Source organism: Bradyrhizobium sp. USDA 4452 (genome assembly GCF_054063575.1).
In genome coordinates, this window is sequence record NZ_JBSSGK010000001.1 from 4128679 (window position 1) to 4142706 (window position 14028).

Consider the following 14028-nt stretch of genomic DNA (forward strand, 5'->3'; position numbering starts at 1 on the left):
TAATGAAGTTTGGTTCCGCTCCTTGTGGTCGCCCGGCGCAAAATTTGGTTCAATGCAATCAGACGAGCAGTGCCTTGCGCTTTTGCACCCGCGCAATGGATCGGCGCAGCGCGGCCTGATCCAGCGATCCCTCTCGCACCGCACCCGCGATCGCGGCGGCGATACCGGTCATCGCCCGCTCCTCGTCGAATAGATTGTTGCCGATGCAGATCATGTCCATGCCGGCGGCGATCGCCTGCAGGCTGGCCGCGCTGGTGCCGAGCGCCTTCTGCAGCCCCTGCATCTGCATATCGTCGGTGATGAGCAGCGTCTCAGGCAGCCGGCGGCGAAGCCGGCCGATCCCGGCCGGCGACAAAGTCATCGGGCGCTGGGCGTCCCACTGACGGACGATGGCGTGGCTGACCAGCACCGCATCGCCGAAGATATCCGGGGCCAAGGCGTAGAACAGCTCTTCCTGCTCCGGCCGCAGCGCATCGGAAATGTCCATGAACTCCAGATGTGAATCGACATGCGCGCCGCCGATGCCCGGATAATGCTTCAGGCAAAGGCCGACGCCTGCCTGCCGCGCCGCAGCGTCGACCAGGCGGGCGTTGGCCTCGACCTCGCCGATCTCGGACGAATAAGACCGCTTGATCTTGCCGATGTTGGGATTGTCGGGATTGTAGTCGACGTCGATGACCGGCGCGAAATTGTAGCGGATACCGAGCCGCCGCAGTTCGCCATAGCTTGCGGCCAGGATCGCGCGCTTTTCCGCATGTGAGAGCCGATTGAAATCTTTCGCGCTCGGCAGCGGTTGAAAGCCGAGGCCGTCCTTGAGCCGGCGCACCAGGCCGCCCTCCTGGTCGATGAAGACCAGCGGCTGCGACGGCAGCGCCGCGATCTCGGCGCACAGCGACTGCAGCTGCGCCGGCGATGCGACATTGTTGTCGTATTGTCGGGTCTGGCAGGAGTAATCGAACAGGATCACCCCGCCGAGCCCGAACTGCGCGGCAAATTCCTTCAACCAAAGCGGGATGACCTTGCCGTAGAAGCCCAGGATGAAGAGTTCGCCGACGGACATGGCCGCTCGCTATCGGATGTGCATGGAATCAGCCCATACAGACGGAATAGCACGCTGCGACGGCGGTAAGAATATGACGCCAGCTTGCTGCGCGACTGCGTTCCCCGCGCTCGCATCACCATGTTAAGACATGCCGGCACGCCGCGATCGCGCCGGCCGCCCCACAAGAAACTTCGGAAACGCCCATGACCGCACCTTACGTCCCGCAAATGGCCCTGTACCGCGACTGGCTGCAGCAGACGCGCGGCCTCGCGTTTGCGGATTTCGAGGCGATGCGGCGCTGGTCGGTGACCGATATCGACGCCTTCTGGCAGAGCGTCTGGGATTATTTCGACCTGCGCTCGCCGACGCCGCATTCGGCGGTGCTGGCCGCGCGCAAGATGCCGGGCGCGGTGTGGTTTCCCGGCGCGTCGGTGAACTATGCGCGCCAGGTCTTCCGGCACGTCGCGCCGGCGCATGCCGCCGGCCTGCCGGCCCTGATCTCGAGCGGCGAGGACGGCAAGCTCTCGGAGACGAGCTGGCCCGAGCTGCAGCGCAAATCGGCAGCGCTGGCGCTGCATCTGAAGGCCAAGGGCGTCCGCGCCGGCGATCGCGTCGCGGCATACTTGCCGAACATCCCCGAGACGATCATCGCGTTCCTGGCGACCGCGAGCCTGGGCGCGATCTGGAGCGTCTGCGCGCCCGACATGGCGGCGCCCGCGGTGATCGACCGCTTCAAGCAGATCGAGCCGAAAGTGCTGATCGCCTGCGACGCCGTGAGCTATGCGGGCAAGCGCCATGACCGGCAAGGCGTGATCGAGGAATTGCGGCGGGCGCTGCCGACGGTCGATCATGTCATCCTGCACAGCGATGCCGCGACGTCGGAGACGCGATTGTCGTCCATCCTCGCGGGCGAGAGCGCGGAGATCGACGCCTTCGAGCCGGAATGGCTGCCGTTCGATCATCCGCTATGGATCGTCTATTCCTCGGGCACCACGGGATTGCCGAAGCCGATCCTGCACAGCCATGGCGGCATCATCGTCGTGGCGCTGCCGCTCTCGACCCTGCACAACGACATCGGTTGCAGCTACCACCCGAACTCGTTGGGCGAACGCTTCCACTGGTACTCGTCGACCGGCTGGATCATGTGGAACTGCCAGGCCAACGGCCTGCTCAATGGCACGACCTGCTGCATCTTCGACGGCAGCCCCGGCGGCACCAAGGACAAGCCGGACTGGACCACGCTGTGGCGCTTCGTCGCCGACGCCAAGGCGACCTTCTTCGGCGCCGGCGCAGCGTTTTTCGCCAATTGCACCAAGGCCGAGATCGATCTCGCTGAGGTCGGCGACCTCTCGGGTTTGCGCGCACTCGGCTCGACCGGCTCGCCGCTCTCAGCCGACACGCAGGCCTGGTTCAACGAACGCTTCGCCGCGCTCTCCAAGCGCAACGGCAACGCCGCGCAAGCCGACATCTGGTGGGCCAATATCTCCGGCGGCACCGACTTCGCAGGCGCCTTCATCGGCGGCAATCGCGAGCTGCCGCAGACCCCGGGCATCATGCAATGCCGCCTGCTCGGCTGCGCAGTGGAGGCGTTCGACGAGCAGGGCCGCGCCGTGATCGACGAGGTCGGCGAGCTCGTCTGCACCGAGCCGCTGCCCTCGATGCCGCTGCGGTTCTGGAACGACCCCGGCAACGCGCGCTATCTGTCGAGCTATTTCGAGACCTATCCTGACAATTTCGATGGCTCTGGCCGCGGCCCGGTGTGGCGGCATGGCGACTGGCTCAAGATCAATCCCGACGGCTCCTGCGTGATCTACGGCCGCAGCGACGCCACCATCAACCGCCACGGCTTGCGGATGGGCACCAGCGAGCTCTATTCGGCAATCGAGGCGCTGCCGGAGGTGCTGGATTCGATGGTCGTCGATCTCGAATATCTCGGCCGCGACAGCTACATGCCGCTGTTCGTGGTGCTGCGCGAGGGCGTCACGCTGGATGCCGCGATGAAGGCGAAGATCAACAAGGCGGTCGAGGCCGGGCTGTCGCGCCGCTTCCTGCCCAACGACATCTTCGTGGTCGCGGAAATTCCGCGCACGCTGTCCGGCAAGAAGCAGGAGCTGCCGGTCAAGAAGCTGTTGCTCGGGCACCCCGTCGAGAAGGTCATCAACCGCGATGCGATGGCCAATCCCGGCTGCCTCGACTGGTACCTCGACTTCGCAAAGACCTATCTCAGCAAGCAGGCCGGCGCGGCATAACGCCGGCGCGGGCCAAACATGTTCAGGATGTGACGACATGTCATCACCCAGCTATATCGACCCGCTCAACGGCAAACTCTATCCGCTGGATGTTCCGCGCTGGTGCTCGGACGAGGGCAAGCCGCTGCTCGTTACGCCGCTGCCCGGCATCTCCCGCGACGAGGTCGAGCGCGGGACGCGGTCGCTGTGGCGCTATCGCGCGGCGCTGCCGGTCGAGATCAGGCAGCAGATCACGATGGGCGAAGGCTGCACGCCTGCGGTCGAGAAGCCGTGGGGCGACCTGCGGCCGCATTTCAAGCTGGAATGGTTCAACCCGACCGCGAGCTTCAAGGATCGCGGCACCACCGTGATGCTGTCGTTCCTGCGCCAGCTCGGCGTCGACGCGGTGCTGGAGGATTCTTCCGGCAATGGCGGCGCATCCGTCTCGGCCTACGGCGCGGCGGGCGGCATGCGGGTCAGGATCCTTGCGCCGGCGACGACATCGCCGATGAAGGTGGCGCAGATGCACGCCTTCGGCGCCGAGGTGCAGCTGGTCGAAGGCCCGCGCGAGGAATCCGAGGCGGAAGCGATCCGCCAGTCGAAGCAGATCTTCTACTCCAGCCACAACTGGCAGCCGTTCTTCCTGCAGGGCACCAAGTCGCTGGCCTACGAGATCTGGGAAGATTTTGGCTTCACCGCGCCCGACAACGTCATCATGCCGGTCGGCGCCGGCAGCAGCCTGCTCGGCTGCTATATCGGCTTCAAGGAGCTGCTGGCGGCCGGGCAGATCACGAAGCTGCCGCGGCTGTTCGCCGCGCAGCCGCTCAATTGCTCGCCGGTCGATGCCAGCTTCGCGGCCGGTGTCGACACGCCGGTCGATCGCGCGGTCCGCAAGACCATCGCCGAAGGCACCGCGATCAAGCATCCGCTGCGCCTGAAGCAGATGATCGCGGCGCTGAAGGAGAGCGGCGGCGGCACGGTCGCGATTTCCGAAGACGGCATCGTCGCCGCATTGAAGCGGATGGCGCGGACCGGTCTGTTCGTCGAGCCGACCTCGGCCTCGGCCGCCGCGGCACTGGACGTCCTGAAGGACCGCGGCGCGCTCCGCCCCTCGGAGCGCACCGTCGTCATCATCAGCGGGACCGGGATCAAGGCAGCCGGGATGATCACGGAGCTTCTCGGCAGCTAGTCAGTCCGCTCCCGCGACGGCTGCGCGCGCCGGCGAGGCGTGCGCTCGCCCGATATTGTCGAGGAACTGCCGCACGCTCTCCCGCCAGGTGAAGGTCAGGGCGTGGGCGCGGCATTTCTCGCGCGGCACATGCAGCGCATTGAGCGCCGCGCGACGCAGATCGTGATCGAGACAGCCGCAGCCTGACTTGCCGATCACGTCGAGCGGTCCCATCACTGGAAAAGCCGCAACCGGCAGGCCGCTGGCCAGCGCCTCGAGGATCACCATCCCGAACGTATCGGTCAGGCTTGGAAACACCATGACGTCAGCGGACGCGTAGACATCGGCGAGCGCGCGTCCGGTCCGGGTGCCGAGGAAATGGACCTGCGGAAACCGGGCCTGCAGACTGCCGCGCAGCGGGCCGTCTCCGACCACGACTTTCGAGCCCGGCAGGTCGAGACCGAGGAAGGCGTCGAGGTTCTTCTCGACCGCGACACGGCCGACATAGAGGAACACCGGCGCCGCGAAGGCGAACGGCCGCTCTGTACGCGGACAAAACAGCTCGGCGTCGACGCCGCGCGACCACGGCATCAACTTGCGGAAGCCATGAGCTTGCAGCGCCTGCTCGAGCGACGGCGAGCCGACCATGATGCCGTCTCCGCTGTTGTGGAAGCGGCGCAACGCCGCGTAACTCCACCGCAGCGGCACCGGCAACCGCGCGGCGAGATATTCGGGAAACCGCGTGTGATAGCTGGTGGTGAACGGATAACCGCGGGTCTGGCAGACATGACGGGCGATCCAGCCGATCGGACCTTCGGTCGCGATGTGCACCGAGTCGGGTCGCGCAGCCGCGATGGCGCGCGCGATCCGTCCGATCGTCGGCAGCGCGAGCCGGATCTCCGGATAGCCGGGCAGCGGCACGGTGCGGAAATCGGCCGGCGTCAGAAACCTAATCTCCGCGCCGAGCGACGGCGCTTCGCTGGCGAGATATTCAAGCGAGCGGACCACGCCGTTGATCTGCGGCCGCCAGGCGTCGGTTGCCACCAGCACGCGCATCAGGCGGCCGCCTGCGCGAGCGGCGCAAGCTCTGCCGCACCCAGCGTCGTGCGCGCCTCCGTCCATCGGACGATTTCGAACTGCCCATCATAGCGCTCGACCACGCCCGTGCAGGACTCCACCCAATCCCCGGTGTTGATGTAGCGGACGCCGAAATCATCGTGCAGCGCTGCATGATGGATGTGGCCGCAGATCACGCCTTGAACGTTGCTGCGCGCGGCCTCCGACGACAGCACCTCCTCGAACCGGCCGATGTGGTTGACCGCATTCTTGACCCGCAACTTCGCCCAGGACGAGAACGACCAATAGCCGAAGCCAAATCGGCGCCTGATCCAGTTGAGCCAGACGTTGCAGGCCAGCGCGGCCCGGTAGCCGGCATCGCCGATCAGCGCGAGCCAGCGCGCATGGCGCACCACGAGATCAAAATGATCACCGTGAACGACGAGGTAGTCGCGGCCGTCGAGGCCACGATGGATCGCCCGTTCGACGATCTCGACGCCACCGAACGCCGCGCCGGCATAGTCACGCAGGAACTCGTCATGATTGCCGGGAATGTAGATCAGGCGACAGCCGCGTTGCGCGAGTTCGATCAGCTCCCGCACGACCGCATTGTGCGCTGAGGGCCAATACCAGTTCGACCGCAGGTGCCAACCGTCGACAATGTCGCCGACCAGAAATACAGTTTCGGCATCATGGTGACGAAGGAAGTCGATCAACCGCTCGGCCTGGCATCCCCGGGTCCCGAGATGGACGTCGGAGACGAACAGGCTCTTGACCTTGACGACGTCTCGCGGCATGGCCTGCATAGCGCCGGCGTGCAGGCCATGCGGCTGAGGATCAGCATTGCCGCCGTCCGGCCGAAACGCAGCCGCCATGGCCTCGGCCAATCCCGCCAGAAGCTTCGTGACATCGCGGCTGGCGCATCGCCGGAAGATCGAGCGATGCCAATAGATGCCTGCAATGAGGACCAGCAGCGCGAACTCCGCCGCACGATATCGCCCGACGGAAGCCGCATGACCGAACTGATAGCTCGCGGCCAGGACCAGCAGTATCGCGGCAGCACGCTCGAGCGCATCCGAACTCGGCCGCAGGCGAGACAACAGGGCTCTCATGCACCTTCCTCCACCGGCACGCGCGAGGATAAAGCGCGCGGCGGCGCGACGCACCGCGGCGCGAGCGAACGCTTGTAGAAGCGAAATCCGAGGAAGAGCGCGACCTCCACGGCGATCAGGATGATCACCGCCCAGAAGCCGAGGCTGACCGGATCGTGGCCGCTGCCGCGCAGGACATAGCCGAGCGTGAGGAACGGCATGTTCCAGATCAGGGTGCCGATCGCCGTCGCCATCACGAAGGCGCGCGGCTCCAGGCGCAACACGCCGGCTGGGAGCGCGAGGTAGATCCGCACGGTGGGCAGGGTCTGACCGATCAGCGTCACCCAGAAATGATTGCCGCGATAGGCGTCGGTCAGCTGCCGGTAGAAGGATAGCCGCAGCAACACGAACTTGCCGTAGCGCGTCACCAGCCGTTCGATGCGCCGCGAGCCGAGCGCGCGCCCGAGCCCGTACCAGCCGATGGCACCGACGACAGACCCGACGCTGGTCGCGAGGATGGTCATCGCGAGCATCGAGCCGTCGGAGACCGTCAAGCCCAGCAGCATCAGCAGCACGTAGGACGGCAGCAGCGGAATGAACTTCTCGGCGACGGCGAGGCAGCCGACTCCCACCAGGCCGAAGTGCAGAAACATCGCGATCGTGCTCGACGTGTCCATGGCGCCTCGATCATGCGTGGGCGTGGCGGCGGCGGCTGATCCGGTATACGGAAGCCGGCGGCAGGTTGAGGAACGTCTGTCCGATGCAGCTCGCCTGCAGATCGAGGCGATCAAGGATCGCGTCCGCGACGGGACAGCGCGTGCCATAGGTGATCTGGTAGAACGCCCCGCCGGCGCGGAGATAGCCGAAGGCGCCGTGGAGGATGGTTATGACTTTCTCCGGCGGCATGATGAGAAGCCCGAGGCCGCTCACGACCGCACCGACCGGCGCGCCGTCGAACAGCCTGTCCCTGCGCAGCCAGGCCGCGTCCATCCAGAGCACCCGCGCACCCGGGAAGCGCCGCTGCAGCAGCGGGATGAACTCGGAGCCATACTCCACCAGCGTCAGATCCTGCTGCCTCACGCCACGCTTCAGCAGAGCGCGGGTGAAGACGCCCGTGCCGGGGCCGAGCTCGAGCACGGGGCCGGTATCCGCGGTGATCTCCTGCGTCATGAGCGACGAGATCGCCGGCCCCGACGGTGCGACCGCGGCGACACGCAACGGATTACGCACCCAGGCGCGGACGAACGGCAGGATGTCAGCGGCCGACATGCCGGAGCTCCCGCACGATAAGCGCGTTGCCGATGTCTCGGCGGAAGTTCGTTAACAAGGTCATTCGCATGCCTTTCGCATTGCGGGTGCCCATCATCATGTGTGGTAGGCTCCCATCGGTTGAGCAGTGCCGATCGGTAGTGGGACGATTCGATCGGCCCGATGCACGCCTCTGTCTCATGCGAAGCTTGCGCGAGCCTGTCGTGAATCCGCGCGCGTGCGATTTTTCACGCCGCGACGTATTCAGCTTGAGCAAGCCGCAAGGTTGCCGCAATGAAGCGGACATAAAACCGGCAAATCGAACGACGAACTGAGGCAGACGACGAAATGCGGGTGCTGTTGGTGGAGGACCAGCCGGACATGGTCGTGGCGCTGCGCGCGGCACTCGCGCGCCACGACATGCTGGTCGATCACGCGCCGGATCTTCTGGAAGCCGAGGCGATTGCCGCAGCCGGAAGTTACGATGCGATCGTGCTGGACCGTCAGTTGCCTGACGGCGACGGGCTGTCACTGATTCCGAAATTGCGCGCGAGCGGCAACACCGTGCCTGTGCTTGTGCTGACCGCCCGTGGCGAGCTCGCCGACCGCATCTCGGGTCTCGACAGCGGCGCGGACGATTATCTCGGCAAGCCGTTTGCGTTCGAGGAGTTGCTGGCGCGGCTGCGCGCGCTGCTGCGCCGGCCCGCCAACGTGCAGCAGGATGCCGCGCGGATCGGCCGCCTGTCGTTCGACTTCGCCCATCGCGAGGCCAGCGTCGACGGACGCCCGCTGGAGATGCCACGTCGCGAGCGGCTGGTGCTCGAGACGCTGGTGCACCGGATGGGACGCATGGTGCAGCGCTCCGCGCTGATGGAGGCGGTCTACGGCCTCGACGACGACGTGCAGCCCAATGCGCTGGACACCCATGTGTCGCGTTTGCGCCGCAGGCTCGCGGAGGCCGACGCCGGCGTCACCATCAACGGCGTTCGCGGCCTCGGCTATGTGCTGCGGGAAACTCCGTGAGCGTGCTGCGACCGCGATCCCTCACCTGGCGCCTGGTCGGACGCCTCGCCGGCCTGCAAGCCGTCGCGTTGACCCTCCTGATCCTGCTGATCGGAGCCGCCGCCATCGGGCTGCTGCGAGCGGGACTTCTGATCGGCGAGTACGAGGGCAGCACGCTCGATCGACTGCGAGACGCCGTCACCCGCGACGAAGCCGGCGGACTGACGCTGCACCAGACGCCGGAGCTGGCCGCCCTGCGCGCCGAGCACGCCGACCTCTGGTTCATCATCCGCGACACCGAGGGCCACCGGCTCGCCGAAGGCACGGTACCCGCGCAATTCGCGCCGATCGCATCAAGCCTCGATCATGTCAGCGAGGCGCGGCTCAAATGGAATGCCGCGGAAGCCGCGCGGCCCGCGGGTCTCGTCAAATGGGTCGACACTTCTGCAGGACGGATCCAGATCCTGACCGGCACATACGGCGAGCTCTCGATGTGGCGCGCGCTGGAGAGCACACCGCTGCTGTTCCTCAACATGATCCTGCCGATCATCGTGCTGATGACGCTGGCGACGCTGGTCGCGACCCCGTTCGTGGTGCGCCGGGCCATGAAGGGCCTCGCACAGGTCGCCGCGCAAGCCGAACGCATCGATATCGACCAGCGCGGCGTGCAGTTGTCGCTCGACGAGGTCCCGGTCGAGATCACCCCGCTGGTCAAGGCCATCAACGCCGCGCTCGACCGCCTCGACAAGGGTTACGAACGCCACCGCCGCTTCCTCGCCGATGCCGCGCACGAGCTGCGCACGCCGATCGCTATACTCTCGACACGTGTCGCTTCGCTCGACGCCGGACCGGAGAAGACCCATCTGCTCGAGGATGCGACCCGCCTCAGCGTGATGGCCGGCCAGCTGCTGGACCTGCAACGGCTCGATCAGCGCGCCGACACCTTCGGCCCCGTCAATCTCGTCGGCATCGCGCGGCAGGTCGTGCTCGACCTCGCGCCGCTGGCTTTCGCCGCGGGATATGAAATGTCGTTTGAGCACGATAGCGACACGGTCATGGTGACCGGCGATCAGACCTCGCTCGAACGCGCGCTCACCAATCTCGTGCAGAACGCCGTCGACCACGGGCAGCGGCGCGGCACGATCCTGGTTCGGGTGACGACAGCCGGCCGGATCGAGGTCAGCGACGACGGCGACGGCATTCCGCCCGACGAACGCGAGCAGATTTTGGAGCCGTTCCGCCGGCTGCATCCGGGCGGACGCGGTGCCGGCCTCGGCCTCGATCTCGTGCAGAGCATCATGCGTCTGCACGGCGGCCGGATCGAAGTCGACCAGGCGCCATCCGGCGGCGCCTGCATGCGCATGGTATTCCCCGGGGTTCAGGGTTGAGCTTATACCGCCGGCGGATTGAGCCGCGCGAAACCTTCCTGGATTCGGTAAGGGTAGTACGGATAGGGAGGCATCACCGCGCTTGCCTTGTCGAGGCGCGCGATCTGGTCCGGTGAGAGCGACCAACCGACTGCGCCGAGATTGTCGCGAAGCTGCGCTTCATCGCGCGCGCCGATGATCACGGACGAGACACTCGGCCGCGTCAGCAGCCACGCAATCGCAACCTGCGGCACGCTACGGCCGGTCTCTGTAGCGACGACGTCCAGCGCGTCCACGATCGCATAGAGCTTCTCGTCGTCGACCGCCGGCCCGAACTGCGCGGTCTCGTGCAAACGGCTCGTCTTCGGCAATGGCTGCCCGCGCCTGATCTTGCCGGTGAGGCGCCCCCAGCCGAGTGGGCTCCAGACCAGCGCGCCGACGCCCTGGTCGAGCGCGAGCGGCATCAGCTCGGATTCATAGTCGCGGCCGACCAGCGAGTAGTAGACCTGGTGCGCGACGTAGCGCGGCCAGCCGTATCGCTCGGCGACGCCAAGCGACTTCATCAAATGCCAGCCGGAGAAGTTCGAGGCGCCGACATAGCGCAGCTTGCCGGCGCGGACGAGCGTATCGAGCGTCGACAGAACCTCATCGATCGGCGTGAAGGCATCGAAGGCATGAAGCTGCAGGAGGTCGATGTAGTCGGTGTCGAGCCGCTTCAGAGCGGCGTCGACCGAAGCGACGAGGCGATACCGCGACGTGCCGGCGTCGAGCGGACCGTTGCCCATCGGCAGGCCGGTCTTGGTCGAGATCAAGACCTTGTCGCGGCGACCCTTGATCGCGGCGCCGAGGATCTCCTCCGACGCACCGTTCGAATAGACATCGGCGGTGTCGAACAGATTGACGCCGGCATCAACGCAGATGTCGATCAGCCGCCGCGCCTCGCCGGCGTCGCTGCGGCCCCAGGCCGAGAACAAGGGTCCCTGACCGCCGAAGGTGCCGGTGCCGAAGCTGAGCACCGGGACCTTCAGGCCGGACGCCCCGAGATTGCGATAGTCCATGGTCATACTCCTTGTGATGCTGTTCATTCCGCCGGGCACTGGGTGGCGAGGACGACCGGCCGGTCGAGGCGCAGGCTCCACAGCGCGAGCAACAGCCCGAGCGCGGTGATCGCGGCAGCGACCAGCGGCAGCGTGCCAAGGCCGAGGCCGCGATCGATGGCGACGCCGCCAGCCCAGGCGCCGAGCGCGTTGCCGAGATTGAACGCCGCGATGTTCAGGCTCGAGGCCAGCGTCCGACCTTCGACACCGGCGGCTTCCAGCACGCGCAGCTGCAGCGGTGCGACGGTCGCAAATGAGGCAATACCGAGCACGAACAGCAGCACGACTGCCAGCACTTTGATCGAAATCACCGCCGCCAGCACGACGAGCACGGCGGCGAGACCGCCAAGCGACACCAGCAGCGCCCGCGCAAGCCCCTTGTCGGCGAGCCGCCCGCCCGCGACGTTGCCGATCGCAAGGCCGGCGCCGAACACCAGAAGGATCGGCGACACCGCGGCGTCGGAGAATCCGGTAAGCCGGGTCAGGATCGGCTGCACATAGGTGAACACCGCGAACAACCCGCCGAAGCCGAACACCGTCATGGCAAGGCCGAGCAATACCTGCGGGCGGCCGAGCACGGCGATCTCCTCGCGCAACGGCGCCGGTTTGTCGTTGGCGCCGACATGGCCGGGCACCAGAACGGCCAGCACGATGAACGCGACCACGCCGATGACAGCCACCGCCCAGAACGCCGCGCGCCAGCCGAGCATCAGGCCGAACCAGGCGCCAAAGGGTACGCCGAGCAGGGTCGCGACCGTCAGTCCGATGAACATGGTGGCGATCGCCGACGCACGCTTGTCCTCTGGCACGAGGCTTGTCGCGACCACCGAGCCGACGCCGAAGAAGGTGCCGTGCGCCAACGAGGTCAGGATGCGGGCCGCCATCAGCAATTCGTAGTTCGGCGCCAGCGCGCAGGCCGCATTGCCGAGCGTGAAGATCGCCATCAGCGCCAGCAGCACCGCCTTGCGCGGCATCCGTCGTGTCCCGAGCGTCAGGATCGGCGCGCCGACGAACACGCCGAGCGCATAGCCGGAGATCAAAAGGCCCGCCGCGGATACCGATACCTGCATGTCGGCGGCGACCTGCAGCAAAAGTCCCATGATGAGGAATTCGGTGGTGCCGATGCCAAAGGCACCGGCGGTCAAGGCAAGGACTGCGAGAGGCATGCGTCGCTCCGGAGGTGAGGATTCCGCAATGCGAGATAGCGGTCCGGACGCGGAAGGATTAGAATGGCCGCAATCCGATCATTTGTGACTTGAATTCAAGATGTCCCGTACAGACACCAACCGCTCCGGCGAGATGGACGTGTTCGTCCGCGTCGTCGATCTCGGCGGCTTCACGGCAGCCGCGAACAGCCTGCGTCTGACGCCGTCGGGCGTCAGCAAGCTGGTCTCGCGGCTCGAGACGCGGCTCGGCACGCGGCTGGTCAACCGCACCACCCGCAAGCTGCAGCTGACCGAGGAAGGCCAGGCGTTCTATCAGCGCGCCCAACGCATCCTCGCCGATATCGACGAGGCCGAACGCGAGGCCGCCTCCCGCGTGCCGCGCGGCCATCTCACCGTGAACAGCAACATCCCGTTCGGCATGCTGCATGTGATGCCGCTGCTGCCGCGCTTCATGCGCGAGCATCCCGACATCACGCTCGACATCGTGCTGACCGACACGCTGGTCGATCTGATGCAGGAGCGCGCCGACGTCGCGATCCGCGTCGGACCGCTCGGCGCCTCGCGGCTGATCGCGCGCAAGCTCGGCACCAGCCGCATGGTGGTGGTCGCAGCACCCTCCTATCTCGCGCGCTTTGGCACCCCGAAGACGCCGGCGGACCTCGCCGCGCATCGCGGTATCGGCTGGACCTTTCCGCGCAGCATCCGCGGCTGGCCGTTCCGCCGCGCCGAAAAGATCGAGGAAGCGTTGCCGCCGCCGGTCGCCCGCGCCAGCGACGGCGAAGCCGCGCGCCAGCTCACGCTGGGCGGCATCGGGCTCGCGCGGCTGGCGCTGTTCCACATCGGTCCCGACATCGAGGCCGGGCATCTGGTGCCGGTGCTGCAAAATCTCAACCCGGGCGACCGCGAGGACATCCACGCGGTCTATGTCGGCCATGCCGGTCCGCTACCGGCACGGGTCCGCGCCTTCATCGATTTTCTGGCGCAACACATCCGCATCGGCGATCCTGCGTTGCGGCGTGGCGCGGATGGAAAATGGAAGATCGTAGGCAGCAAGTGAGCATTCAATGAAAGGCGCCCCGAGGACCTTGCAATCGGTGACCGAGTCGATCCGCATCGCCGCGGAGCCGAAGCATGTTTGGGACGCGATCATCGACCCCAAGGCTGGCGAGACGTGGCGCAACGCGCATTTCAAGACCGATTGGCGGATCGGCGCGCCGATCGAGATCGAGGCGGAGATCGGTTCGAAGCGCTATCGCGACAAGGGACGCGTCCTCCATGTCGATCCACCATCGCGGCTTGAATACTCCTACTGGTCGCGGGTCTCCGGCCTGCCGGATGTTCCGCAATCCTATGCAACGATCGCGATGGCGCTCGCGGCCGACGGCGGCGAGACGGTGCTGACCGTCACCCAGCAGGTGCCGCCGTCACCGATCCGCCGCGGGAACGGATGGGAAATCGGCGCCGAGTCGGGAGCCAGGCATGTTGCCTTCTATTGGCGCATGACGCTGCCGCGCCTGAAGCAGGCCGTCGAGCAAGGGCGCGCCACGCCATAGCCTGCGTTGG

Annotated in this window: 13 protein-coding genes; 6 read left to right on the plus strand and 7 right to left on the minus strand. The window is 66.5% G+C overall.

Annotation, left to right across the window (positions count from 1 at the left end):
• Positions 1–58 precede the first annotated feature (58 nt).
• Complete coding sequence (locus tag ACVISU_RS19790; protein ID WP_456708036.1) at positions 59–1060, minus strand: glycoside hydrolase family 3 N-terminal domain-containing protein; 1002 nt, start codon at positions 1058–1060, stop codon at positions 59–61.
• Positions 1061–1245: 185 nt separating this feature from the next.
• Between ACVISU_RS19790 and ACVISU_RS19795 the strand changes: the two genes are divergently transcribed.
• Together ACVISU_RS19795 and ACVISU_RS19800 are read left to right on the plus strand one after the other, a co-directional pair.
• Positions 1246–3291: an acetoacetate--CoA ligase gene (locus ACVISU_RS19795; RefSeq protein WP_456708037.1), complete on the plus strand. Its 2046-nt coding sequence runs from the start codon at positions 1246–1248 to the stop codon at positions 3289–3291.
• 37 nt (positions 3292–3328) lie between these two features.
• The gene (locus tag ACVISU_RS19800; RefSeq protein ID WP_456708038.1) at positions 3329–4459 is read left to right on the plus strand and encodes a threonine synthase; all 1131 of its coding nucleotides are present in this window, start codon (positions 3329–3331) and stop codon (positions 4457–4459) included.
• On the opposite strand, the gene ACVISU_RS19805 is transcribed toward ACVISU_RS19800, so the two are convergent.
• The 4 genes from ACVISU_RS19805 to ACVISU_RS19820 form a co-directional block, all read right to left on the minus strand.
• Positions 4460–5494, minus strand: a complete 1035-nt coding sequence (locus ACVISU_RS19805; RefSeq protein ID WP_456708039.1) for a glycosyltransferase family 4 protein — start codon at positions 5492–5494, stop codon at positions 4460–4462.
• The gene (locus ACVISU_RS19810; RefSeq protein ID WP_456710863.1) at positions 5494–6300 is read right to left on the minus strand and encodes a UDP-2,3-diacylglucosamine diphosphatase; all 807 of its coding nucleotides are present in this window, start codon (positions 6298–6300) and stop codon (positions 5494–5496) included. The genes ACVISU_RS19805 and ACVISU_RS19810 overlap by 1 nt, the downstream gene beginning before the upstream one ends.
• A gap of 302 nt (positions 6301–6602) precedes the next feature.
• On the minus strand, positions 6603–7262 hold the full coding sequence (locus tag ACVISU_RS19815; protein WP_456708040.1) for a DedA family protein: 660 nt from the start codon (positions 7260–7262) through the stop codon (positions 6603–6605).
• A 10-nt stretch (positions 7263–7272) separates the two neighbouring features.
• Positions 7273–7854, minus strand: a complete 582-nt coding sequence (locus ACVISU_RS19820; RefSeq protein WP_456708041.1) for a class I SAM-dependent methyltransferase — start codon at positions 7852–7854, stop codon at positions 7273–7275.
• 327 nt (positions 7855–8181) lie between these two features.
• Between ACVISU_RS19820 and ACVISU_RS19825 the strand changes: the two genes are divergently transcribed.
• Both ACVISU_RS19825 and ACVISU_RS19830 read left to right on the plus strand, forming a co-directional pair.
• A complete protein-coding gene (locus ACVISU_RS19825; protein WP_050405476.1) occupies positions 8182–8856 on the plus strand; it encodes a response regulator transcription factor in 675 nt (224 codons plus the stop codon).
• 5 nt (positions 8857–8861) lie between these two features.
• Positions 8862–10223, plus strand: a complete 1362-nt coding sequence (locus ACVISU_RS19830; RefSeq protein WP_456710864.1) for a sensor histidine kinase — start codon at positions 8862–8864, stop codon at positions 10221–10223.
• A gap of 2 nt (positions 10224–10225) precedes the next feature.
• Here the strand turns inward: ACVISU_RS19830 and ACVISU_RS19835 are convergent, their stop codons facing one another.
• Complete coding sequence (locus ACVISU_RS19835; protein WP_456708042.1) at positions 10226–11260, minus strand: aldo/keto reductase; 1035 nt, start codon at positions 11258–11260, stop codon at positions 10226–10228.
• A gap of 23 nt (positions 11261–11283) precedes the next feature.
• On the minus strand, positions 11284–12465 hold the full coding sequence (locus ACVISU_RS19840) for an MFS transporter (protein ID WP_456708043.1): 1182 nt from the start codon (positions 12463–12465) through the stop codon (positions 11284–11286).
• Between the two features lie 100 nt (positions 12466–12565).
• Here ACVISU_RS19840 and ACVISU_RS19845 point away from each other — a divergent pair, with 100 nt between their 5' ends.
• Both ACVISU_RS19845 and ACVISU_RS19850 read left to right on the plus strand, forming a co-directional pair.
• The gene (locus tag ACVISU_RS19845) at positions 12566–13522 is read left to right on the plus strand and encodes a LysR family transcriptional regulator (protein ID WP_456708044.1); all 957 of its coding nucleotides are present in this window, start codon (positions 12566–12568) and stop codon (positions 13520–13522) included.
• A gap of 7 nt (positions 13523–13529) precedes the next feature.
• A complete protein-coding gene (locus tag ACVISU_RS19850) occupies positions 13530–14018 on the plus strand; it encodes an SRPBCC family protein (RefSeq protein WP_050405473.1) in 489 nt (162 codons plus the stop codon).
• Positions 14019–14028 lie beyond the last annotated feature (10 nt).